20 protein-coding genes and 1 pseudogene are annotated in these 22397 nt (G+C 69.7%); 7 read left to right on the top strand and 14 right to left on the bottom strand.

Going from position 1 to position 22397, the window contains the following annotated elements; genetic code table 11:
* Positions 1 to 5: 5 nt before the first annotated feature.
* The 4 genes from ACWG52_RS06530 to ACWG52_RS06545 form a co-directional block, all read right to left on the bottom strand.
* A complete protein-coding gene (locus tag ACWG52_RS06530; protein ID WP_453129044.1) occupies positions 6 to 2525 on the bottom strand; it encodes a DUF4118 domain-containing protein in 2520 nt (839 codons plus the stop codon).
* 200 nt (positions 2526 to 2725) lie between these two features.
* Complete coding sequence (locus tag ACWG52_RS06535) at positions 2726 to 3034, bottom strand: hypothetical protein (RefSeq protein WP_376680272.1); 309 nt, start codon at positions 3032 to 3034, stop codon at positions 2726 to 2728.
* Between the two features lie 106 nt (positions 3035 to 3140).
* On the bottom strand, positions 3141 to 4436 hold the full coding sequence (locus ACWG52_RS06540) for an APC family permease (RefSeq protein ID WP_376680273.1): 1296 nt from the start codon (positions 4434 to 4436) through the stop codon (positions 3141 to 3143).
* A gap of 493 nt (positions 4437 to 4929) precedes the next feature.
* Positions 4930 to 5214, bottom strand: coding sequence for a hypothetical protein (locus ACWG52_RS06545; protein ID WP_376680274.1), 285 nt, complete (start codon positions 5212 to 5214; stop codon positions 4930 to 4932).
* 592 nt (positions 5215 to 5806) lie between these two features.
* Between ACWG52_RS06545 and ACWG52_RS06550 the strand changes: the two genes are divergently transcribed.
* The 3 genes and pseudogenes from ACWG52_RS06550 to ACWG52_RS06560 form a co-directional block, all read left to right on the top strand.
* Complete coding sequence (locus tag ACWG52_RS06550) at positions 5807 to 6652, top strand: IS5 family transposase (RefSeq protein ID WP_453128120.1); 846 nt, start codon at positions 5807 to 5809, stop codon at positions 6650 to 6652.
* Positions 6649 to 7053: a hypothetical protein gene (locus tag ACWG52_RS06555; RefSeq protein ID WP_453128122.1), complete on the top strand. Its 405-nt coding sequence runs from the start codon at positions 6649 to 6651 to the stop codon at positions 7051 to 7053. The genes ACWG52_RS06550 and ACWG52_RS06555 overlap by 4 nt, the downstream gene beginning before the upstream one ends.
* A 72-nt stretch (positions 7054 to 7125) precedes the next feature.
* A pseudogene (locus ACWG52_RS06560) lies at positions 7126 to 7263 on the top strand (IS256 family transposase); the annotation flags it as partial.
* Positions 7264 to 7399: 136 nt separating this feature from the next.
* Here ACWG52_RS06560 and ACWG52_RS06565 read toward each other — a convergent pair.
* The 5 genes from ACWG52_RS06565 to ACWG52_RS06585 all read right to left on the bottom strand — a co-directional run bounded on the left by ACWG52_RS06565 (position 7400) and on the right by ACWG52_RS06585 (position 12895).
* Positions 7400 to 8395, bottom strand: a complete 996-nt coding sequence (locus ACWG52_RS06565) for a carbohydrate kinase family protein (RefSeq protein ID WP_453128123.1) — start codon at positions 8393 to 8395, stop codon at positions 7400 to 7402.
* An 83-nt stretch (positions 8396 to 8478) separates the two neighbouring features.
* On the bottom strand, positions 8479 to 9321 hold the full coding sequence (locus tag ACWG52_RS06570; protein ID WP_453128125.1) for a carbohydrate ABC transporter permease: 843 nt from the start codon (positions 9319 to 9321) through the stop codon (positions 8479 to 8481).
* A gap of 3 nt (positions 9322 to 9324) precedes the next feature.
* Positions 9325 to 10194, bottom strand: coding sequence for a carbohydrate ABC transporter permease (locus ACWG52_RS06575; RefSeq protein ID WP_453128126.1), 870 nt, complete (start codon positions 10192 to 10194; stop codon positions 9325 to 9327).
* Positions 10195 to 10450: 256 nt separating this feature from the next.
* Positions 10451 to 11794: a sugar ABC transporter substrate-binding protein gene (locus tag ACWG52_RS06580; RefSeq protein ID WP_453128128.1), complete on the bottom strand. Its 1344-nt coding sequence runs from the start codon at positions 11792 to 11794 to the stop codon at positions 10451 to 10453.
* Between the two features lie 81 nt (positions 11795 to 11875).
* On the bottom strand, positions 11876 to 12895 hold the full coding sequence (locus ACWG52_RS06585) for a LacI family DNA-binding transcriptional regulator (RefSeq protein ID WP_030297526.1): 1020 nt from the start codon (positions 12893 to 12895) through the stop codon (positions 11876 to 11878).
* Between the two features lie 180 nt (positions 12896 to 13075).
* On the opposite strand from ACWG52_RS06585, the gene ACWG52_RS06590 reads away from it, so the two are divergent.
* The 3 genes from ACWG52_RS06590 (at position 13076) to ACWG52_RS06600 (ending at position 15584) form a co-directional block, all read left to right on the top strand.
* Positions 13076 to 14422 carry a glycoside hydrolase family protein gene (locus ACWG52_RS06590; RefSeq protein ID WP_052872400.1) on the top strand — a complete coding sequence of 449 codons (1347 nt, stop codon included), beginning with the start codon at positions 13076 to 13078 and terminating at the stop codon, positions 14420 to 14422.
* A gap of 333 nt (positions 14423 to 14755) precedes the next feature.
* Complete coding sequence (locus tag ACWG52_RS06595; protein WP_366266752.1) at positions 14756 to 14974, top strand: helix-turn-helix transcriptional regulator; 219 nt, start codon at positions 14756 to 14758, stop codon at positions 14972 to 14974.
* Between the two features lie 160 nt (positions 14975 to 15134).
* Positions 15135 to 15584, top strand: coding sequence for a transposase (locus tag ACWG52_RS06600; protein WP_453128131.1), 450 nt, complete (start codon positions 15135 to 15137; stop codon positions 15582 to 15584).
* An 18-nt stretch (positions 15585 to 15602) separates the two neighbouring features.
* Here ACWG52_RS06600 and aspA read toward each other — a convergent pair whose 3' ends face one another.
* From aspA to ACWG52_RS06625, 5 genes are all read right to left on the bottom strand, one after another.
* Complete coding sequence (aspA, locus tag ACWG52_RS06605; RefSeq protein WP_453128133.1) at positions 15603 to 17012, bottom strand: aspartate ammonia-lyase; 1410 nt, start codon at positions 17010 to 17012, stop codon at positions 15603 to 15605.
* A gap of 56 nt (positions 17013 to 17068) precedes the next feature.
* On the bottom strand, positions 17069 to 18085 hold the full coding sequence (locus ACWG52_RS06610; RefSeq protein ID WP_453128135.1) for an asparaginase: 1017 nt from the start codon (positions 18083 to 18085) through the stop codon (positions 17069 to 17071).
* 89 nt (positions 18086 to 18174) lie between these two features.
* Positions 18175 to 19614 carry an amino acid permease gene (locus ACWG52_RS06615; RefSeq protein WP_257553328.1) on the bottom strand — a complete coding sequence of 480 codons (1440 nt, stop codon included), beginning with the start codon at positions 19612 to 19614 and terminating at the stop codon, positions 18175 to 18177.
* On the bottom strand, positions 19611 to 20342 hold the full coding sequence (locus tag ACWG52_RS06620; protein ID WP_078613352.1) for a FadR/GntR family transcriptional regulator: 732 nt from the start codon (positions 20340 to 20342) through the stop codon (positions 19611 to 19613). The genes ACWG52_RS06615 and ACWG52_RS06620 overlap by 4 nt, the downstream gene beginning before the upstream one ends.
* A gap of 31 nt (positions 20343 to 20373) precedes the next feature.
* A complete protein-coding gene (locus ACWG52_RS06625) occupies positions 20374 to 21168 on the bottom strand; it encodes a gamma-glutamyl-gamma-aminobutyrate hydrolase family protein (protein WP_453128138.1) in 795 nt (264 codons plus the stop codon).
* A 272-nt stretch (positions 21169 to 21440) separates the two neighbouring features.
* Between ACWG52_RS06625 and ACWG52_RS06630 the strand changes: the two genes are divergently transcribed.
* Complete coding sequence (locus tag ACWG52_RS06630; RefSeq protein WP_053788610.1) at positions 21441 to 22349, top strand: LysR family transcriptional regulator; 909 nt, start codon at positions 21441 to 21443, stop codon at positions 22347 to 22349.
* The last annotated feature ends 48 nt before the right edge of the window (positions 22350 to 22397 follow it).

Consider the following 22397-nt stretch of genomic DNA (forward strand, 5'->3'; position numbering starts at 1 on the left):
GCGAGTCACTGATCCTCCGTCGGGGAGGGCGCAGACGGGGTGATCGGCCGCCGGGAGGCCGCCGCCGGAAGCGTGAGCGTCACGGCAAAGCCGGGGCCGACGGCTGCGGCTTCAAGGGTGCCCCCCATCGTCTCCGTGAGGTCACGGCACATCCGCAGGGTCAGACTGTCCGGCGTGCGACTCGGATGTGTGCCGCGTTCCGCTCCCTGCACTTCGTCGTTGGTGCCGTCCGTCATGTAGATCTCCACCTGACCAGCCCGGGTCTTGCCTGTCAGCCGCGCGGGCCGGTCCGGCGGGCTGTGGCGTTGGGCCTCGGCCGCCAAAGCGGTCAGCACGCGAGTGAGCACCGCCGCGTCGGCGATCACGTCGGGCAGCAGCTCCGGCAGGCTGCATTGGATCGCATGGCCACCAGGACCCAGGTCGTCCAGAACGGCGGTCAGCAGCTCGTCGAGATCGACCGGTCGCAGATACAGATCCAGTGCCCCGGCGTGCAGGCGGCTCAACTCGTCGAGGTCCGAGAGAAGCTGGACCGCACGCCGCACCGACGACCGAGCTATGGCGAGGTTCCGGCTCTCTCTCATATCCGTGCCGACGCCTAGGCCATCCAGCGCTTCGTCGGCTGTGCGCAGTGGGCCCCGCAGATCGCGGCTCGCGGTGAGGAGGAGCGAGGCCCGAGTGTGCTCGGCTTCGGCGCGCAGGCCCGTTTCGGCATCGTGGGCAGCGAGCCGGCCGTGGGAGTAGGCCATGCCCAACTGGGCCGCGCACGCTCCCAGTACTCGCTGGTCATCGCTGCTCAGCGGGCGCCCTCGGGCAGCCAGGGTGAGGTCGTCGCCGACGGGGCTGTCCACATCCGCGTCGTACGGGCGCTCGGGTGGATCCTCACCAGTGCTGGCGACGACGTACCAGCGGGGCTCGGCGGCATGCCCCGTATCGCGTTCCAACAGACTCACCGCATCCAGGCCGAAGTCCTCCCGTACCTGTTCGAGCAAGGTCGGCAGGTCCTGGCCGTGCATCATGGCGGTGGCCAGCCGACTCAGTGCCCGGGCCTCGGAGCTCGCGCGGACGGCCTGGTACGTGCTGCGTGCGGCCGCACCCGCAGCCATGCCGACGATGACGGCCGTGACGACGTACACCACCAGCGCTATGACGTCGGCGAGGTGCTGTACGCGCAACGAGTGCATCGGCGGGGTGAAGTAGTAGTCGGCGAGCAGTCCCGCGGCAAGAGCGGCCACCAGTGCGGGAACGAGGCCACCGACCAGGGCGATCACGACAACGGCGAGCAGGTAGAGCACCAAGGCGAGGGAGAGATCCACGTGCTCGCCCAGGAGAACCAAGAGGGCGGTCAGGCCCGGGAGCGTGATCGCCGCGAGCAGCATCGCCGTCCAGAAGCGCCGTGGGCCGGTGGCGCGGCTCGGGTGCGGCAGTCGCAGCGGGGAAGTCGAGCCGGCGGCGTGCTCATGGGTGATCACGAGTACGTCGATGGGGCCGGATCGCCGGATCGTCCGGTGCCCCACACCGCCACGGAGGAACGTGGAGAGCCTTCCGCGGCGGCTCGCGCCCAGCACGATCTGCGTGACGTTCTCGGCCTCCGCGAACTGGAGCAGCGCCTCGGGGATGTCGTCGCCGGTGGTCTGGTGGTAGCTGCCGCCCAGCGACTCCACCAGGGCCCGCTGGGCGGCGAGGGCGGCCGGATCGCCGTGGGTGAGGCCGTCGCTCGGTACGACGTGCAATGCCAGCAGCTCACTGCCGGGGACTCGGGCGCTGATCCGGGCGCTGCGGCGGATCAGAGTTTCTCCCTCGGGGCCGCCGGTGAGGGCAACCATGATGCGCTCGCGGGTTTCCCAGGGGGTGGTGATGCCGTGTTCCGCGCGGTAGCGCTGCAGTCCTTCCTCAACGCGGTCGGCAAGCCACAGCAGGGCGAGTTCGCGTAGGGCGGTGAGGTTGCCGACGCGGAAGTAGTGGGTGAGGGCGGCCTCGATGCGGTCCGAGGGATAGACCTCGCCGTGCAGCATGCGTCGGCGCAGCAGCTCGGGCGGCAGGTCCACCAGTTCGATCTGGTCCGCGCGGCGTGCCACCTCATCGGGCAGGGTCTCACGCTGCGGGACACCGGTGATCTGCCGGACCACGTCGCCCAGGGACTCCAGGTGCTGGACGTTGAGCGTGGTGACTACGTCGATCCCCGCGTCGAGGAGTTCCTCGACGTCCTGCCATCGCTTGGCATGGCGGGAGCCGGGCACATTGGTGTGGGCCAGTTCGTCGACCAAGGCGACCTGCGGCTGGCGGGCGAGCACCCCGTCCAGGTCCATCTCGGTGAAGCTCGCACCCCGGTACTCCATGGGGCGCCGGGAAATGATCTCCAGCCCCTCGGCAAGGGCAGCCGTGGGCCGCCGACCGTGCGGCTCGACGAAACCGACGACCACATCGGCACCGGCCGAAGCCAGCCGCTGCCCTTCCTCGAGCATCGCGTACGTCTTTCCCACCCCCGGGGCGGCCCCGAGGTAGATCCGCAATCGCCCACGCACCATCGACGGGCTCCTGCCCGCTCGTCGCACCCCCTCGGCCCCCGCATCCCATGGTGCGCCCAACCGCGCTCCCGCGCTCGCAATCCGCGCGGGAGCGCAGGTCAGACGCCCTGATGCGACGGCTACTCTCGGGCGGCATGGCTTCCCCACACATGATGTCGAGGACGGCGACGAGCCAGCGAATCGGACCGTCGTCCCCGGGCTCAGCCTCCTTGGCCTGTGCCTCTCGGACGCTGCGCACGCGTGATCAACACCAGGGCGAACAGCAACACCACGGTGCCGGGCACGGTGAACATGGTGCGGTAGGCGGAATCGACCGCCAGGAGACCGATCAGCTGGATGCCCAGCGCGATCGCGATCAGGAGCTGTGCCCAGCCGAAAAGCCGGAGACGGACGATGTGCCGCCGCTGCCAGGGCAGCAGCCAGCCACTGCTGAGTGTGGCGATGCCGGAGCCGGCGAGCAGTAGCGCTGTGACAGCGATCAGTGCGCCGATGCCGTAGCGGATCCCCATGCGGGCTCCTTTCAGTGGGTGTGTGCCATGGGTGATTGTGGTGGGCCGTACAAGGGCCCGGCTGACCGGGCCTGCGGATCGTGGTCGATGTGGTGACCGCTTCGGATCAGTCAGCTTCGGCACGGGCTTCCACGTCCTCGATGCCGGATGGACGTCCGGCTCGGACCCAGCGGAGGTAGAAGGCTCCGCCGATGGCGAGGGTGGCGACCAGGGAGAGGATGGGCCAGCCACGGAGGAGGTTCACCAGGAGGGTGAAAGCCACCGTGACGGCCGCCATGGCATTCAGCCAGGCGAGGGCGGGCTTGCGCTCGGTACGGGCGAAGCGGGTCATGGCCAGCAGGCCGACGAGGAAGCTGACGAAGACCGCGACCGCGTAGAAGAGGACGAGCTCCTGCTCCTCCCCCGCGGCAGCCACGATGATCACCGCCGCCGCGGCCAGGTAGACGACGACGGACCAGTACGGGGTGTGGTGCCGGTTGGTCCGACCCAGCAGTTCGGGCAGCACACCCGGGCGCTCCGGTGTGCCGGCCAGAGCCTTGAGGAGTCCCGGGCCTGCCTGGAAGGAGGAGCTGGCGGCGGCCAAGAGCAGAAGGGAGCTGGTCACCTGGAAGGCTCCGTAGAGCCAGCCGGATCCGGCGGCGGCGTGGGCGATGTCGGCGATCTGGGTGGAGTCCTTGTCCGGGATGCCGATGCGGAGGCGCACGGCGAGCGCGGTCAGGGCCAGGGTGAGGCCCCCGACGATGACCAGGAGCAGGGCGAGGGTGCCGCGCCCGAAGCGGCGGCGGTGGGTGTCGTCGAGCTGGCCGAGCTGCGCGATGGCCGTGGACGGGGCCTCGATGCCGGTGGCCAGGGCCATCGCGACGGGGAAGGCGAGGACGACCGCGAGGGCGGCGGAGCGGCCCGGGTCCGTCGAGGCGGGGGCCTCACCCATGGTGTGCGGTGAGACGAAGCCGTGTACGAGCACGGCGACACAGACGAGCACGAAGAGCACGGTCATGACGGCGAACAGCAGCCGCCCGCCGTGTCCGAACCAGGTCAGCCCGGCGACGACCAGCAGCAGGAGCAGGGCGAGCGGGACACGGAAGGGCGCGGCGGCGGGGAAGAGGGCGATCACGGCGCTGGCGGCGGCCGCGATGGAGATGCCGATGGTGAGGACGAAGTCGACGACGAGCGCGCCGATGGGTACGAACGTCCAGCGCGGCCCGAAGGCCCGCCCGGCCGCAGCCGCCGCCCCACCGCCCTTGGGGAAACGGCGCACCAGTTGCCAGTAGTTGGCGGTGACCACCACGACCAGGCCCACCACCAGCGACATCGTCGGCAGCAGCAGGGCGAGATCGCCGTGCAGGGCGCGCAGCGCCGCCTCGATGGCGTACGCCACGGAGGAGACTGGATCTGCGATCACAGCGAAAGCGAACGCGAAGAAAAGGACCGAACGGCGCGGACTCCGGCGGCCGGGCCCGCCTGGCAGGGGCGCAGGCGCAGCGGGCTGCTGTATGGCGGTCATGACGGATGCCTTTCAAAGCGAGAGCCGGAGCCCATGGAAGAACCCATGGCTCCTGACCGCCGACCAGACTTCCCGGCACACCAGGCGTCAAGAATACGTCAGAAGTCCGTTAACGAAGAGCAGAAATCCACTGTGTTGACAGGGCACTTGAGCGCTGGGCCCGCTGGCCCGGCCGCATGGCTGCGCCCAGTCAGCGGCCGGTGCCACGGCTGGTCCGGTCGTCGTCAGGTCGGCGGTGCGGTTCAGGCGTGCGTCGCGTTCATCTTCGGCTGCCAGGAGTTGAGCAAAGACATGGGAAGCTGCCCCTTTCGCCGCCGGAGTGGTGGTGGCGACATCGTCCCGTGCGGCGCCGGTACACCGCCGGTTCCTTGGTCCCAGGGCGCGTCGCGCCCTACCACCGCTTCTCCTTCCTGGCGGTGATCGTGCGGCGGATCCCGTATGCGGCGGCGCCCGCGGCCAGGACCGCGGCGCCGGTGATCACCGATGAGCGGGCAGGGCGAAGGCCAGGACCAGGGCAGCTGGCCAGCCCCACCACGGGGATGATCCGCGCCGGTCGTCCTTCGGCTGCTGTGAGGGTCCAGGCGGAGGCATTGGCGATCGCGTAGTAGACCAGGGCACCAAAACTCGGCTGTTCACCGGCCCCCGAGGCGGTCGTATGTACACGATCGGCGGGCACAACTCGCTCACCACCACGCAGTACTAGCTGCACCCCGACGACCGCCGGGTCACCGCCGCCAGCACCACGCTCTTCGCGCACCTCAGCGTGTTGCGAGCCCGCGGTCGCTCACGGTACCGATCATGGTCGCCACCTGACGCGGTCAAGCGGGTTGGTCCCCAAGTGGTCCCCAAAAACGATCAAGGGGCCGTTTCAGATTGCTCTGAAACGGCCCCTGACCTGCGACTTCGAAAAGTCGGGACGACAGGATTTGAACCTGCGACCCCTTGACCCCCAGATGGCTGCGCCAGGCCCACAATCAGGACATGTGGCGCTATTTGAGGGCGAGGAACGTGTGCCAATGCGCGTGCCGTGCACCTGCGTGCAGCGGCACTGGTCCCCAACTGGTCCCCAACCAGTCGTCATCCCAAGGCGCCACTCGGGAGGTTCGGACGGATTGGGCGGGCCGCGCACGCCCTGGGCTTTCAGCCCACTCCCACGGGCGACCTGAGAGGGTGGTTCGTGAGTCTTTGTGTGTTTTTATTGTCGCCTGATGGTGTGGGTGCGGGCCGAATCCGCTGGTCCGCAGCCGGTGGTCTGCTGGGGTGGCGGAGTGAGTGAACGCAAGTCGTACCCGAGCGACTTATCGGACGAGCAGTGGGATCTGGTCGAGCCGGTGATCACAGCGTGGAAGGACCGGCATCGCTCGGTGAGTGGCCACCAGGGCGCGTACGCGATGCGGGAGATCGTGAACTCGATCCTCTACCAGGGCCGGACCGGCTGCCAGTGGGCCAACCTGCCGCACGATCTGCCGCCGAAGAGTGCGACATACTACTTCGCCGCCTGGCGGGACGACGGGACCGACCAGGTCATCCACGAACTCCTGCGCCGCCAGGTCCGGGAGCGGGCCAGTCGATTAGAGGACCCGACCCTGGTGGTTCTGGACACGCAGAGTGTCCGTGCGGCTGCCGGGGTCCCCGCCACCACGACCGGCCGGGATCCGGCGAAGCGGGTGCCGGGCCGCAAGCGGGGACTGGCCGTGGACGTGCTCGGGCTGGTCATCGCCGTCATCGTGCTGGCCGCGAACGCTCACGACAACGCCGTGGGCATCGCCCTGCTGGACCGGGTTGCCGAGCACGCTGGCGGCACCGTCCGCAAGGCCCTGGTCGACCAGGGCTTCAAGAACCAGGTCGTCGCGCATGGATCCGGCATGGGCATCGATGTCGAGATCGTCGAACGCAACCCGCAGGAGACAGGGTTCGTTCCGCAGCCGAAGCGGTGGAGGGTTGAGCAGACCTACGGGATCCTGATACTGCACCGGCGCCTGGTCCGCGACTACGAGCACCGCCCGGCCTCCTCCGCCTCCCGCGTCTACTGGGCCATGACCCACGTCATGGCCCGCCGGCTCACCGACGCGAACACCCCCACCTGGCGCGATGCGCAGGCGATGGCAGCGTGAACATCGACCCCCTGCTCGACGCGCTCGGCATCCAGCAGGACGCCGCCCGGGCCCTGGCCGAGGACCTCCGCACCGAGATCGACGCACTGCAGGCCCGACTGCGGGAGGCCGAGATCCACCTCGAGCATCTGGCGATCACCCGGAAGACCGTCACCGCCCTCGCCGACCGGATCCCCGCCCAGGCGGACTCGCCCTACCTTCCCGAGCACCCGGACCACCCCCGCATCCTCACCGTATTCAACGAGGCCACCGGACCCCTCCGGGCCCGCGACGTCTGTCAGGCCCTCGACCACGAACTGCTGCCGAAGAACGTCGAGGGCACCCGCGCCAAGCTGAAACGCCTGGTCAAGCTCGATGTCCTCACCGAAGTCGATGTTGGCAGCTTCGCCAGGAGGCAGTAGCCGGCCGAGCGCCCGCCCAGCAGCCATACCCCAGCCTCACCCGGAAACAGACATCAACTCACGAACCGCCCTCTGAAGTGCGTCTGCATGGCCGTCATGAGCCTGGACCCCACCGGCCAGGGCCGAAAGCGCTGGACCCCACGCTGGAAAGCCGTTCTGAACGCCTTCGACATCACCTTCGACGGCCGACTCCCAGCCGCCCGCCGCTGAACCCCCGACAACTCCAGAACCACCGTTAATTTTACAGACCCGCCAGCCGAGGCGTATCCGAGGGCCGGTCCTGAGAAGCGGAAGTGGAGGTGGAGGTTAGTCCCTGCTTCTCACGGGTTGGCGCCGTTACCCAGGCTCATGTGCTGTGGATGTGCCCTCGTGCGCCCGGGTTCTGGGCGGGCCGGGACGCCAAACGTTCTGCCCAGGGTGGGTCTGCACCGGGGACGGAGCAGGTGAGGGCGGCGACGCGGGCGGCGAAGGAGCAGGCGTCGGTGGTGCCTTCGAGGGTCAGGGCATCGAGTCGGCCGCCAAGGTGTCCGAGTGCGGTGAGGCGGTGCAGCAAGCCGGCAGTGAAGGCGTCTCCGGCGCCGACGGTGTCGATGACGTCGACGGTCGGGGCCGGGACGGTGACGCGTGCGCCGTCGAGGGAGGCGAGGGCGCCGCGTCCGCCGAGGGTGATGACGACGAGGCGCGCGCCGGCCGCGTGCCAGGTATCGCAGGCCTGTTCGGGGCTGGCCCCGGGGAGGAGCAAGCTGAGGTCGTCTTCGCTGAGGCGGAGGATGTCGGCCACGGCGCACCAGTGGTGGAGCCGCTGGTGGTAGGCGGCGGGCGGTACGAGGAGTGGGCGGACGTTGGGGTCGATGGACACGGTGGCGTGCTCGCGTGCCTTGGCGAGGTAGTCCTCGATGTGGCTGCCTCCGGGGCGGCGTATCAGCGCCAGGGAGCCGGTGTGCACGGCGACGGTTTCGCCCGGCACGGTGTCGGACAGTTCGTCGGCGGTCCACTGCCAGTCGGCGGCACCGTCGGCGAAGAAGGAGTAGGTGGCCTGGCGGGTCTCGTCGAGGTCGGCGATGGCCAGGGTGCTGGGCTCGGGGGCGGCCACGCTGCCGCTCAGGTCGACGCCGGAGGCGCTGAGGCGGTTGCGGAAGAGGGTGCCGAAGACGTCGTTGGAGATCCGGGCGAGGAAGCGAGTGGGGGTGCCGAGTCGGGCGAGGGCAACGGCGGTGTTGGCGGGGCCGCCACCGGGCAGGACGCGCAGGGCGAGATCGGCGGGGCTGGACAGGGCGGGGTCGGTGAAGGCGTCGGCGACGCACTCGCCGAGGACGGTGACGCTGCTGGTGGGGATGTTCATGGGCTGTCTCTCTGTAAAAGCGCAGTGCGGGGGGCTCGGTCGTAGCGTTCGTCCTTGACCTTGCGGATGGACACGCGCCGGACTCAGCCCTTGACCGCAGAGCTGGCCACGCCTTGGACGAACCACCGCTGGAAGAACGCGAAGACGATCAGCACCGGTAGGACCAGCAGGACGCCGAAGGCGAGGATCTGGCCCCAGTCCGGGGGCTGCTGGCCCTGGAAGACGCTCATCTCCAGCGGCAGCGGGCGGACCGACGGGTCGGAGACCATCAGCACCGGCCACAGGAACGAGCCCCACTGGATAAGGAAGGTCAGGATCGCCACTGAGGCGAACGCCGGCTTGCTCATCGGGACGATGATCGCGAAGAAGGTGCGCCAGGGGCCCGCGCCGTCGATCCGGGCAGCTTCCTCGATGCTCGGTGGGATCGAGCGGAAGAACGTGTGGAACTGATAGACCGAGAAGGCGTTGGCGATGAAGGGGAGCGCCAGGATGTAGAGGGTGTTGCGCTGGTCGTTGAACATGTAGAAGAGCGGGACGGCCACCGACTCGAACGGGACCAACATCAGCAGCAGAATGAGCGTGAAGGCGGCTTCGCGTCCGCGCCACTTCAGCCGTGACAGCCCGTACGCGGCCATCGAGTTGACGAACAGGCCGCCCGTCACGACCACGAACGCCAGCAGCAGCGAGATGCCCATGAAGCGCCAGAAATAGCCGGTGCTGTCGGAGTTGAGGCTGCTCAGGACGGCGGAGTAGTTGTCGAAGGACAGGTCGGTCGGGAGGAAGCCGGAGAGACCGTCCAGGATCTCGTCGGACGGCTTGAGGCTGCCCAGGAACAGGTAGATCACCGGTAGCACGAAGACGGAGGCCAGCACGCTGAGTACGGCGTAGTCCATGAAGCGGCGCAGGGGCGTAGGGGTCGTGCCCATGAGTCAGTCCTCGTTTCCGGGCCGGACGAGGCGGCGCTGGATGAGGGTCAGGACGACGACGATCAGGAAGAAGACGACGGTGATCGCGGACGCCTGGCCGATGTTGTTCTGGTCGAAGGCGGTGGTGACGGCCTGGTACATCACGGTGCGGGTGGCGTCCTCATCCAGACCGCCCCCGCGGACGAGGACGTACACCTGGTCGAAGACCCGGAAGGAGAGCACCGAGGTGAGCATCGCAACGAAGACGAGGGTGGAGTGGATGCCGGGCAGGGTGACGTGGCGGAACTGCTGCCAACGACTGGCGCGGTCGAGTTCGGCGGCCTCGTAGAGCTCACCCGGGATCTGCTGGAGGCCGGCGAGCAGGATGACCATCTGGAAGCCGACGCCCTGCCAGATGGACAGCACGACGATCGAGGCCATGGCGGTGGCGGAGTCGCCGAGCCAGTCGAAGGCACCCCAGTTGCCGAAACTCACCGCGTCCAGCGCGGAGTTGAGCATGCCCTGGTCACTGCGGGCCAGTATGAGTCGCCAGATCACGGCGACCAGCGTCATGGGGAAGACGACCGGCATGAAGAAGAGCGACCGGAACAATCCGATGGCCTTGAGCTTGCGGTTGAGCAGGATCGCCAGGGCCAGCGCCAGGGCCGTCTGCACGGGTACGACGAACACGGCGAAGGTCAGGTTGTTGAGCAGGGCCCGCAGGAACGGGCCGGACAGGTCGGGGTCGGTGAACAGCCTCCGGTATTGCTCCAAGCCGAAGAAGCTGGGCTCCAGCGGGGAGCCGAGGCGGACGTTGTAGAAGGAGAGCACCACGGCGTAGCCGAACGGCACACCGACGAAGACGATCAGTCCGACGACGGCCGGGGCGGACATGAGTAGTCCGTGCAGCCAGTCACGGTTCTTGCGGCCCGGCCGCGCTGATCGCGTCGATCGCGCGGATGTCACGGATGTCACGGATGAGGCCTGCTCCGGGCCGGGCGGCGCGGCGTGCGCGGGTTCCACGGATGTCACGGATGAGGCCTGCTCCGGGCCGGGCGGCGCGGCGTGCGCGGGTTCCACGGATGTCACGGGAGGGTCCTGTTCCTGGCGGGGTGGGCGCGGCAGCCGCGGCCGCCCGGGCCGATGGGTCCTACGGGATCTTGTAGCCGGCGTTGTCGGAGAAGTCCTGGTCGATGGCGCGGGCGGCCTTTTGCAGAGCGCGCTCGGGGTCGGCGCCACCGTAGATGGAGTTCAGGGCCTCGCTGAACTTCGAGGTGACCAGGGGGTAGCCGGCGGTCACCGGGCGGGTGACGGCGACGCAGGACTTGGTGATGTCCTTGTCGCCGCAGGGCTTGGCGAGCTGGTCGGCGTAGAGCTGGAGCGGGCCGCCCTGCTTGTAGAGCTCGCTCTTGTCGAGCGCGGTCTTGGTGGCGGGCACCGCCCCGTTGGCCGTCGTCATGGCGGTGATGTTGGCGTCGTTCAGGAGGGTGTCCAGGAACGTGCCGGCGGCCTTGGCGTTCTTGCTGTCGGCGCCGATGCCCCAGGCCCAAGAGCCCTGGCCGGTCTTGGGGCCGTTGCCGAAGTCGGGCAGCGGCAGTACGACGAGGTCGTCGCCGAGGGCCTCGCTGTAGGCGGGGTACATCCAGTGGCCGACCCAGCTCAGGGCGACGCGGCCCTTGGCGAAGGCGTTGCCGTCGGTGTTGGGGTCGACATACGTCTTCCAGGACTGGAAGGTCTTCATGGCCGAGATCACGGCCGGGGTGTCGAGGGCGCCTTCCGCCTTGCCGTCCTTGAGGAGGGAACCTCCCGCGGACCAGACGACCGGGGCGAAACCGTAGGTGCCCCACTCGTTGGCGTAGCCGCCGGTCTCCTGGAGGTCGAGGGTCTTGCCGTCGGTGTCCATGGCCTTCAGCGCCCCCAGCGCGGCGGTGAACTCCGTCGCCGTCCAGTCATTGGACAGGCTGGTCGGGTACTTCACCCCGGCCGCGTCGAGCAGCTTCTTGTTGCCGTAGATCCCCAGGCCGGAGTCGAACATGCCCAGGCCGTAGTGCTTGCCGCCGACCTCGCCCTGCGCCTTGCTCGCGTCGGTGGCGTTGTCCATGGTCTCGGTGGAGACGTGCGTGTCGATGGGGGCGAGCTTCTTGTTGTAGACGAAGTTCGCCATGGTCGGGCCGTCGAACTCCATCACGTCCGGCAGCTTGGAGGCGTCGGTGGCCGTGATGGTCTTGGTGTAGTCGGCCTCGGGGATCAGCTTCAAGTCGACCTTGATGTCACCCTGCGAGGAGTTGAAGGACTTCACCGCGTTCTGCAGCGCACCGGCCTCGTTCTTCTGGCCCTGGTGGGCCCAGACGCTGATGGTGCCCTTGCCGCTTCCGGCCTCGGCGGAGGCATCGGTGCCGCCGCCCGAGCCGCAGGCGGCCAGCGCCACCACGGGGAGAGCGAGGGCCAGGCCCGTACGGACGGTACGGCGGTACTTTCTGTTGGTCGAGCTCATGGTTTGTGCCTCCGTGCTGCGGCGAGGGTTCGAAGTGCGGGGGGGAGCTTTCCGGGGCGTGGGGGTGCGGCGCTCGGGGGGTTACCTCGGGCCGCGCAGGCGCGGCGGGGCGGTGGTCTCGCGCAGGACGAGACGGATGGGCATCTGCACCTGCCCCGGCGGCTCGGCGTCGGGTTCGTCCAGTTGCCGCAGCAGCAGCCGGGCGGCCTCGGCGCCCTGGTCGGCAACCGGCTGGGCGACGGTGGTCAGTCCGACCACGTCGGCGAGTTCGTGGTCGTCGAAGCCGACGACGGACACGTCGTCCGGCACCTTCAGCCGGTGGCGGCGCAGGGCGCGCAGTGCGCCCATCGCCATCTCATCCGACTGCGCGAACACGGCAGTCGGCGGGCGGGAGACAGCCAGCAGCTCGGTCATGGCCCGCTCACCGCCCTCGACGGTGTAGTCGCCGTCCGCTTCCAGGGCCGCATCGTGCTCAATCCCCGCATCGGTCAGGACGTCCAGGTAGGCGCTGCGCCTTTCGACGGGGGTGGTCCAGTGCAGCGGCCCACTGGACCCGCTGATCATCCCGATCCGTCGGTGACCGAGGTTCACCAGGTGGCGTACGGCGCTCTCCGTTCCGGCCCGGTCGTCGATGCCGACGACGGTGAAGCCGAGCCGGGCTCCGCCGACCGTGGTGGCCAGCGGCACCCCGAGTGAACGCAGTGCAGCCGACTCCTCCTCGTCAGGGATGAGGAGCGACAGCACGGCGTCCACCCGCTTGCGGACCGGCAGCTTGGTGAAGAAACGCTTGCGTGTCTCCGGCGATCCCAGGTTGTACAGCAGCACGTCGTACCCGGCGGCGCTGAAGACCTGCTCGGCGGCGTCCACCACGGTGCCGAAGAACCAGCGGCCCACGTACGGGACCACGACCCCGATGGTGAAGGTGCGCCCGCTGGCCAGGCTCGACGCGGAACGCGAGGCGGTGTAGCCGAGCTGGGCGGCGAGGGCCGCGATCTGCGTCCGCACCTCCTCGGACACGCCCGGCCGTCCGCGCAGCGCGCGGGACACGGTGGACGTCGAGACTCCGGCGGCGCGGGCGACATCGGTGATGCTGGCCGTCACGGCGCATTCCCTCCCGTTGGTTTCACGTCGATGTGATCTGCAGGTGACGTGACCGTAAACCCGCCCTCGTTGTTGCGCAAGCGTTTGCGTTCGGATTTACTTGGGCTGATCCTTGAGAGACCTTTTTGTTATCAAGCATCAGCGCATACGTTTGGGCGCTGTGAGCCGACAGGAATGTGCATGCGATACGCCCCGCCCGGCCTCTGCGTGAACGACTTCGCCCTCCTGCGGGACGAGGACGGCACATACGCGGTGCTGCACCTGCAGGGGCCCTGGACAACGGAGTTCGATCATCTGCGGATGGAGACCTCCTACGGCCGGGCAACCTCCACCGACCTGGTCCACTGGCAGCCCCAGGGCACCGCCTTCGGCAACGGCCTGCCCGGCCGCTTCGACCAGCAGGCCGTGTGGACCATGCACCCCATCCGGCACGGCGACGCAATGACGATGTTCTACACCGGCGTCTTCGGTCTCACACCGGGCGGCTGGCCGGTCCAGTCGGTCGGACTGGCGTACTCGGACCGCACGGACGGCACCGGTTGGCGCCGCCATGGCACCAGGCCGGTCGTCGAGGCGGACCCGCGCTGGTACCGCACCAGCGAGAAGATGGCCTGGCGTGACCCGTTCGTCGTACGCGATGACGCGTCGGACGGCTGGGTCATGGTCGTCTGCGCCAGCGACGCCTCCCTCCCGGTGGAGGTCAGCGGCTGTGTCGCCCTGGCCACCTCGGCGGACCTGGAGCACTGGACCGTCCATCCGCCGCTCATCTCCCCCGGTGACGTCGATGAACTGGAGTGCCCGGTCCTGGAACGCCTCGACGACGGAAGCTGGCTGCTGCTCGGCTCCATCGGCGCGACCCGCGGCTTCGAGTCGTGGACCGCCCCCAGCCTGCGCGGGCCCTGGACCCGCCGCGGTCCCCTCGGCCCGGCCGGCGCCTACGCCCCGCGCGTCATCGTCGCGCCCGATGGCTCCCGCGTCGTGCTGCACACTACGCCTCGCCGGGTCGGCCTCACTGACTCCGGCGAGACCTGCCGCGGGATGCTCGCCCAGCCCAAGTCCCTTGTCATGTTGGACGGTTCGACGCCCCGCCTGGAATGGTGGCCCGGCCTGGACGTCTGGCTCGGCGAGGAAACGGAGCACCCCGCCCCGCACGCAGTCGGCGACATCGGCCTCACCGGGCCCGTCGACGTTATTCTCCGCACCGATTCCCCGGACGGCAGCCCCGCCCTCGTTGTCGGCTGCGACGGCAAGAACCTCTGGGTCACCGGCCCCGAGGGGACCCGGCTCGGCGAGACCGTCCTGACCGAACCCGCCGCCACACTGCGCATCCTCACCATTGGCGAGTACGTCGAGGTCTACGCCGACGGCCTCTTCGTCCTGACCACCCTGTGCTACTCCGGGCACCCCGCCCCGTGGACGGCCGCCACCGAAGGCCGCGAACGCACCATCCCTGTCCGCCCGATCCGGCTGCCCGACCCGCACCGCGACGACGCCTCGGCCATCTGGCCAGGCTCCACAACACCCTGACGGGCGACAGCCCACGCCCGTCTGATCGTCACCCGGCACGACCCCGGAAAGACTCAATCGGGTGTGCGAGGACATCGACCGCCCGCCAGGAACCGGCGAGTCAGCTCGAGCGCTCCACCGGGCGGAGTGCCAAGATCTTCCAGAGGGACACCTTGCTGTCCATGGCGGACGCGGGCCTGCGTCATGCCGACGGCAGCCGCGATGCGCGCCTGGCCGGCCCTGCTGTACTGCTGGCCGTGGCGGAACACGGTGCCGATATCGCGGGTGCGGAGGGCTTGGCGGACATCTGCGCGCTCCCATGCCCAGTCAGGCAGAGACGTTGGTACGAGCGGTGTGGTCACGGTCCTCGGCGACGACCTCGGCGCCACCGCGCTCGCCGCGCACGCGGGAGTCAGCGCGCGCCACCTGGCCCGGCTGTTCCTCGACCAGCTCGGACAGACACCTGCCCAGTTCGTACGGACCGCCCGAGCCGAGGCGGCCGCACAACTCCTCGTCTCCACGGCACTGCCGCTGGCCTCGATCGCCAGGCGCTGCGGGTTCAGCTCCGCCTAGACGATGAGGCAGGTGTTCCTGGAACACTACGGAACGACACCCAGCCGGCACCGCACCCTCCACAGCAGTTCCCGGGTCGCACCCTCCGAAGTACCAGTGGCCTGACGGGTGGCTGGATGTTTCGACTCGGACGGCGACGCATCGTGGCCTGCGGTCGCACGTGGTCCACGAGCACGGGAGCGACACGGCCCGCAGCACCTCCGCGTGGTCCCACGGCGACTGGCGCCTGCTTGTGCCCGCCGAGTGGCAGGACGACACTGAACGCCGCATAAAAGCCGGCCTACCCGAAGAGGTCGGGCACCGGGAGAGATTGCGCCTGGCCCTGGACCTCATTGACGAGGCGGTCGCCTGGGGCCTGGAGCCGATGGTGATCGTCGCCGACGCCGGCTACGGCCAGATCACCGCGTTCCGCCACGGCCTGGCGGAACGCGGGCTGGACTACGTCGTCGCCGTCCGCTCGGACGAGTCCGCGCACCCGCAGGCGGCCGCGCCCACCGCATCGCCGTGGAGCGGGAACGGCCACCATCCCGCCACCGCCACCCCACCCTCCGCACCACGGCTGGCCACGGCCGGAATGAGGAGCAGCGCCGGAGTCGCACGCGGCCGGTAAGCCGACAGCGGACCCCTGTCAGGCCATGGTCGCGCCGGTTCCCGCGATCACCTCGGGCCGCAGCAGGGCGGCGAGCTTCTCGGCCGGCAGCAGGCCCTTCTCCAGGACCAGCTCGGCCACACCCCGGCCACTGGCGAGGGCTTCCTTGGCGATGTCGGTGGCGGCCGTGTACCCGATGTGCGGGTTCAGGGCGGTCACCAGGCCGATGGAGTTCTCGACGGTGGCGCGCAGCACCTCGGTGTTGGCGGTGATGTCGGCCACGCAGCGCTCGGCGAGGGTGAGGCAGGCCGCGCGCAGGTGGGTTATGGACTTCGACAGAGAGTGCAGGATGACCGGCTCGAAGGCGTTGAGCTGGAGCTGTCCGGCTTCGGCGGCCATCGTGATGGTGATGTCGTTGCCGATCACCTCGAAGGCGACCTGGTTGACGACCTCGGGGATCACCGGGTTGACCTTGCCGGGCATGATGCTCGAACCCGCCTGCACCGGCGGCAGGTTGATCTCGCCGAAGCCCGCGCGCGGCCCGGAGGACAGCAGGCGCAGGTCGTTGCAGGTCTTGGACAGTTTGACGGCGATGCGCTTGAGTACACCGGACATCTGGACGAACGCGCCGCAGTCCTGGGTGGCTTCGACCAGGTTGGCCGCGGTGACCAGGGGCAGCCCGGTGATGTCGGCGAGGTGGCGGCGGGCCGATTCGGCGTATCCGGCGGGGGCGTTGAGGCCGGTGCCGATCGCGGTCGCGCCGAGGTTGATCTCCAGGATCAGCTCGACGGCCTCCGCGAGGCGGCTGCGGTCCTCGTCGAGCATGACGGCGAAGGCGGAGAACTCCTGCCCGAGCGTCATCGGCACGGCGTCCTGCAGCTGGGTGCGGCCCATCTTCAGAACGTCGCGGAACTCGACGGCCTTGCGGGCGAACGCGTCCTGGAGGACGGCCATGGCGCCGAGCAGGCCGCGCACCGCAAAGACGGTCGCGATCCGCACGGCGGTCGGGTAGACGTCGTTGGTGGACTGGCCGAGGTTGACGTCCTCGTTGGGGTGAAGGTCCCGGTACTCGCCCCTGGCACGGCCCAGCAGCTCCAGCGCCCGGTTGGCGATGACCTCGTTGGCGTTCATGTTGGTCGAGGTGCCAGCTCCGCCCTGGATGACGTCGACGACGAACTGGTCGTGCAGCTTCCCGCCGCGGATCTCCTGGCAGGCGGCGACGATCGCGGCGGCCTTCGCGGGCTCCAGCAGGCCGAGTCCCACGTTGGCGAGAGCGGCGGCCTCCTTGACGGCGGCGAGGGCGTCGATCAGGTGCGGGTAGGCGGAGATGGGCGTCCCGGTGATGGGGAAGTTCTCGGTGGCGCGCAGGGTGTGGACGCCCCAGTAGGCGTCGGCGGGGACTTCGCGGTCTCCGAGCAGGTCGTGTTCGCTGCGGGTGGCGGCGGTCATGGGTGTGCGGCCCTCTTCCTGAGGTGGGTGGGTCAAGGTGGTGAAAGGGGATGGAGTCAGGCGGTGGCGGGGATGCTGAGCGGGTTCAGCGCCGCCACCGGCTGGATGCCGCCGACGGGCCGGCCGCCGCCGGTCATCGGCTCGCCCTCGAACCCGGCGAGCAGCCGCGGCTCGACTCCCGCCCGGGCGAGGGCTGCGGCCGTCACCGGGATACGCGCCCGGTCCGCCCCGTCGGCGATCTTCACTGCGACGGCCCGGCCGTCGGGCAGCGCGGCCACCTGGACGCCCTCGAAGCCGTCCTTGGCCAGCAGCCCGGGCACCGCACGCATCAGCCGGGCCGTGTCTCGCCCTGTGCCGGAGGCCATCTCCGGGTGGAGGCGCAGCGCGTCCGCCACCCGGCGCCCGGCGGTGTCCGGACCGGCCGTGGCGATGCGGGCGGCGGCGCGGGCCAGGCCGTGCAGGGACACTGCGAACAGCGGGGCTCCGCAGCCGTCGACGGTGACGTTCGCGATGTGCTGGCCGGTGAGTTCCTCGACGGCCTCGGCGATCGCCCTCTGAAGCGGGTGGCCCGGGTCGAGGTAGCTCTCCAGGGGCCAGCCGGCCAGTTTGCACAGGTACAGCATCGCCGCGTGCTTGCCGGAGCAGTTCTGGGCGAGCCGGGAAGGCCCGCGGCCCTCGCGCACCCAGGCATCCCGGACCGCCGGGGCGTACGGCACGTCGGGGACGTTGCGCAGGTCGTCCTCGGTGAGGCCGGCCAGTTCGAGGATCAGCCGGGTACCTGCGAGGTGGTGCTCCTCGCCGGAGTGGCTGCCCATCGAGAGGGAGAGCAGGGCGCCGTCGAGCGGCAGCCCGGCCCGCACCATGGCGAGGGCCTGGACCGGCTTGAGGGCTGAGCGCGGGTAGCAGGCGGCCTCGATGTCTCCGATGCTCAACCGGACGTCGCCATTACTGCCGAGGACGACGACGGATCCGTAGTGGACTCCCTCGATCATGCCGCCCCGGGTGACGTGGGCGACGGGTGCATGCTGGGGCTCGCGCATCGCGGGCGCGTCCGCGAGGAGACTGCTGCGCATCACTGCCTCGTTCGGTGGTGGGTTGCTGCTGACCGGGGTGGCCGGCGGCGGGCCCGGCCCGGGGGGACGGGCCGCGCCCGCCGCCCGGCTCAGCCCTCGCTCTTCGCGGCGGCGCGCGCCACGCGGCCGCGGACGGCGTACCAGCCGGCGACCAGCGCCGCGGCGATCAGTGGCACGCACAGCACGGTGGTGCGCGCCGCTCCTCCGTCGGCGTACATGAGGACCAGGACGGAGGCGAGGAAGGCCAGCGTCACGAGTTCGGTCCACGGGGAGCCGGGCAGGCGGTAGGAGGGGCGGGTGAGTTCGCCGTCACGGGTCTTCCGCCAGAAGAGGAGGTGGCAGAGCATGATCATGCCCCAGGTGGCGAGGATGCCGATGGCGGCCAGGTTGAGCACGATCTCGAACGCGTCCGCCGGAACGACGAAGTTGAGCCCGACGCCGAGGACGCACATGCCGCTGGTGAGCAGGATGCCGCCGTAGGGCACCTGGGTGCGGCTCAGCCGGGCGGTGAAGCTCGGGGCGGAGCCGTTGACGGCCATCGAGCGCAGGATGCGGCCGGTGGAGTAGAGGCCGGAGTTGAGCGAGGACATGGCCGCGGTGAGAACGACCAGATTCATCACGTCGCCGGCCGCCGGGATGCCGATGTGGGAGAGCACGGTCACGAACGGGCTCTGGCCGGCGCTGTAGCTGTTCCACGGCATCAGCATCGACAGCAGGACGACCGAGCCGACGTAGAAGAGGCCGACGCGCCACATGATCGAGTTGATCGCCTTCGGCATGATCTCCTCGGGATTCTCGGTCTCACCGGCCGCGACTCCGACCAGCTCGACGGAGGCATAGGCGAAGACGACGCCCTGGATGATCAGCAGCATGGGCAGCAGGCCGTTGGGGAAGATCCCGCCGTTGTCGGTGATCAGGGACGGACCGGGCACGGCGTCGTCGATGGGGTGCCGGGTCACGAGGAAGAAGATCCCGATGGCCATGAAGACGACCAGCGCGCCGACCTTGACGATGGCGAACCAGAACTCCAGTTCGCCGAAGATCCGCACCGAGATGAGGTTCACGGTGAGGACCACGGCCAGGGCTATGAGCGCGATCACCCACTGCGGGACGTCGGAGAACAGGCGCCAGTAATGGGTGTAGGTGGCGACGGCGGTGATGTCGGCGATGCCGGTGGTCGCCCAGTTGAGGAAGTACATCCAGCCCGCGGTGTACGCGCCCTTCTCCCCGAGGAACTCCCGGGCGTACGAGACGAAGGCGCCGGAGGACGGCCGGTACATGACGAGTTCGCCGAGCGCGCGTACGACGAGGAACGCGAAGATCCCGCAGACGGCGTAGGCGACGAACAGTGAGGGGCCGGCGTCGGCGAGGCGTCCGCCCGCGCCGAGGAAGAGCCCGGTGCCGATCGCACCCCCGATGGCGATCATGTTGACGTGCCGGGGTGTCAAGGACTTGCTGTAGCCGGTGTCCCCGGCGTCCACGTGACGGGTCGTGGGGCGCTTCTCGTCTTTGAGGAACTGCTCGCTCACGCCTCGGGTCTGCCTTCCGTGGAGGTGGCCGCGCGCTGGGGGCGCACGATTTCTGTGAGGGTCGTCTCGACCCGCAGGAGGTGGTGGGACATGGCCTCCACCGCGTCGTGCTCGCTGCCGTCGGCCAGCGCCTCGAGGATCGCCCGGTGCTCGCAGTTGGACTGCTCGCGCCGGCCGCCCAGTTCGTTGAGGAAGGTCGACTGACGCGCCAGTGCGTCGCGGATCTCCTCGATGACGCGGCGGAAGACGGGGTTGCGGGATGCCTCGGCCACCGCCAGGTGGAAGACGGTGTCCATCGCCACCCACGCGGTGGTGTCGGTCTCCTGCTCCATCCGGTCGAGCAGATGGCCCAGATGGTCCAGGTCCTCCGGGGTGCGGCGCAGCGCGGCGTACCCGGCGACCGGGATCTCGACGTGCCGGCGCACCTCCAGCAGGTCGCTGGCGACGTAGTCGCCGAAGGTGGGGTCCTCGACCGTGTTCGCCAGGACGAACGTGCCCTTGCCGCTCTTGGAGGCGGTCAGGCCGATGGCTTGGAGGGCTCGGAGCGCCTCCCGCAGCACGGGCCGGCTGACCTCCAGGGTCCGGCACAACTCGGCTTCGGAGGGGAGCTTGTCGCCCACGACGTACTCACCGCGCTCGATGGCGCTGCGCAGGTGGCCGAAGACCGCTTCCATCGCGCTGACGCGCCGCGGGGCCTGGCCACCTGTCTGGCTGTCTGACAGGTTCACGGTGTGATCCTGATGGGTGCGCCGGAGGGTGTCAAGACACCTGTGTCGGGAAAGTCCGGCCCGGCGAGTTTCGTACCGTGCGCACTTTCCGTCCTGCCACCGAAGCCGCCCGATCGGTGTCTGCGGCGGAACCGGCGGCATCCACCAGGGCGTGCACCACCGGCGTGTCGACACCCATCTCCGGATGCCACTGGACGCCCACGGCGAAGCGGTGCCGGGTGCTCTCGATCGCCTCGACGGTGCCGTCCGCCGCACGGGCTGACACGATGAACCCGGAGCCAAGGCGATCCACGGCCTGATGATGGTGCGTGGCGACCTCGCGGGTCCCCGGCAGGAGGGCGCCGATCCGGGTCCCCGGCGCGGTGGTGACGGTGTGGGCACAGAAGTGGCCCCGGTCGGGGTTGTGGCCGTGATGGCCCACCCTGTCGGGCAGGTGCTGGATGAGGGTGCCTCCGGCGTGTACGTTCATCAGCTGCATACCCCGGCACACTCCGAGCACGGGTATGTCGCGGGCGAGACCGGCGGCCAGTACAGCCTGCTCCCACCGGTCGCGCTCGCGGACCGGCGGCCCCGTGCGCGGGTGGGGCCGGGCGCCGTACAGGGCGGGATCCACGTCCTCGCCTCCCGTCAGGACGATCGCGTCCAGACGTGCGACCACATCGGCCGCTGCCGACGGGGCGTCCGGCGGCAGCAGGACGGCCCGGCCGCCCGCGGCCTGGAGACAGTCGGCGTAGGCCGCAGGCAGCACTGCGGCGGGCAGGTCCCACTCGCCCCACCGGGCGTCGGCCAGGTAGGTGGTGAGTCCGATGAGTGGTGGCTGGGTCATACCACTTCCTTTCAGGGCGTGAGGGGTGATCGTCGACGGCCGGGTGCACACCCGCCCCGCCGGACGTCCCCGGCCACGGCGGGCTGCGGCAGAAAAGGCGGACGGGGCGGACGGGGCACTGGCGGAGGGCGCCCCGGCGACAAGGTGGAGGGGCGGTCACGATCCGGGAGCGCGGGCTTGCGTTTTTCTTGCCGCGAGCAAGAATCCTGCTGGCGTTCATCCGCAATCACAAGAAAACACATCTTCGCGACAGATAAGTGAGCCTTAACTCCGTGCACGGACTCGACCCCCGCCTGCTCGCCACCCTCGAAGCCGTCGTGCGGCACGGCTCCTTCAACGCCGCCGCACGCGAGCTCGGCTACAGCGCGCCCGCGGTCTCCCAGCAGATCGCCGAACTCGAACGCCGCGCGGGCCTGAGAGTGCTGGAGCGCCGGCCCGTGCGCGCCACACCGGCAGGCGAAGTCCTTCTCGACGCCGAGCAGGGCGTCCGCAACGCGTTGGCGACGGCATCGGTGGAACTCGATGCCATGCGCGCGGGTACGGCCGGACGGATCCGCCTCGGCGCCTTCGCCTCGGCCGCCACCAGCATCGTTCCGCAAGCGCTGGCCCAACTCCACGCGGCCTACCCCCACGTGCAGGTCAGCCTCAGCCAACTGGAACCCGAGGCCTGCTACAACCGGCTCAAGCGGGGGGACATGGACCTGGCCCTCAGCTACGACTACGACTTCATCCCCGTCCCGCCGCCCCGGATGCTGCGCCGGACGCTGGTCGCACGGGATCCGGTGGTGGCCGTGGTCCCGGCACACCACCGCCTGGCCGACAGGGAGGTCATCGACCTGGCCAGCCTCGCGTCCGAGACCTGGATCGCGGCTCCGGAGGCCGCACTGCGCCTGGAACTGCTTTCCCAGATGGCCAAGACGCCTGGCTTCCAGGCCCGCCTGCAATACGAGGGGGACGACTTCAACACCGTGCTCGGCTTCGTGGCCGCAGGCCTGTGCGTGGCCGTCATGCCGCAACTCGCCCTGCCCCGCGCCAACACCCAGGTCGTGGCCCGGCCCCTGGCCGAGCCGCAGTTGACGCGCTTCATCTACGCCGTCCGCATCGACACCCGGCACGCCCCGCGCGCCGTCCTGGACCTGGAGCAGATGCTCGCCGCGCAAGCGCTGGCCGCGCTCGCATGAGGCTGCGGCGGGCGGCCACCGGAGGCGAACGGAGCGTGAACCCACGTG

It is taken from the genome of Streptomyces sp. CLCI03, from assembly GCF_053615355.1.

Bases quoted from the DNA above. Each gene is read 5' to 3' on its own strand.
- ACWG52_RS06530 (WP_453129044.1), bottom strand. From the start codon at position 2,525: ATGGTGCGTGGGCGATTGCGGATCTACCTCGGGGCCGCCCCGGGGGTG.
- ACWG52_RS06590 (WP_052872400.1), top strand. From the start codon at position 13,076: ATGCGATACGCCCCGCCCGGCCTCTGCGTGAACGACTTCGCCCTCCTG.
- ACWG52_RS06565 (WP_453128123.1), bottom strand. From the start codon at position 8,395: ATGAACATCCCCACCAGCAGCGTCACCGTCCTCGGCGAGTGCGTCGCC.
- ACWG52_RS06570 (WP_453128125.1), bottom strand. From the start codon at position 9,321: ATGGGCACGACCCCTACGCCCCTGCGCCGCTTCATGGACTACGCCGTA.
- aspA (WP_453128133.1), bottom strand. From the start codon at position 17,012: ATGACCGCCGCCACCCGCAGCGAACACGACCTGCTCGGAGACCGCGAA.
- ACWG52_RS06535 (WP_376680272.1), bottom strand. From the start codon at position 3,034: ATGGGGATCCGCTACGGCATCGGCGCACTGATCGCTGTCACAGCGCTA.
- ACWG52_RS06580 (WP_453128128.1), bottom strand. From the start codon at position 11,794: ATGAGCTCGACCAACAGAAAGTACCGCCGTACCGTCCGTACGGGCCTG.
- ACWG52_RS06575 (WP_453128126.1), bottom strand. From the start codon at position 10,194: ATGTCCGCCCCGGCCGTCGTCGGACTGATCGTCTTCGTCGGTGTGCCG.
- ACWG52_RS06610 (WP_453128135.1), bottom strand. From the start codon at position 18,085: ATGCGCAGCAGTCTCCTCGCGGACGCGCCCGCGATGCGCGAGCCCCAG.
- ACWG52_RS06625 (WP_453128138.1), bottom strand. From the start codon at position 21,168: ATGACCCAGCCACCACTCATCGGACTCACCACCTACCTGGCCGACGCC.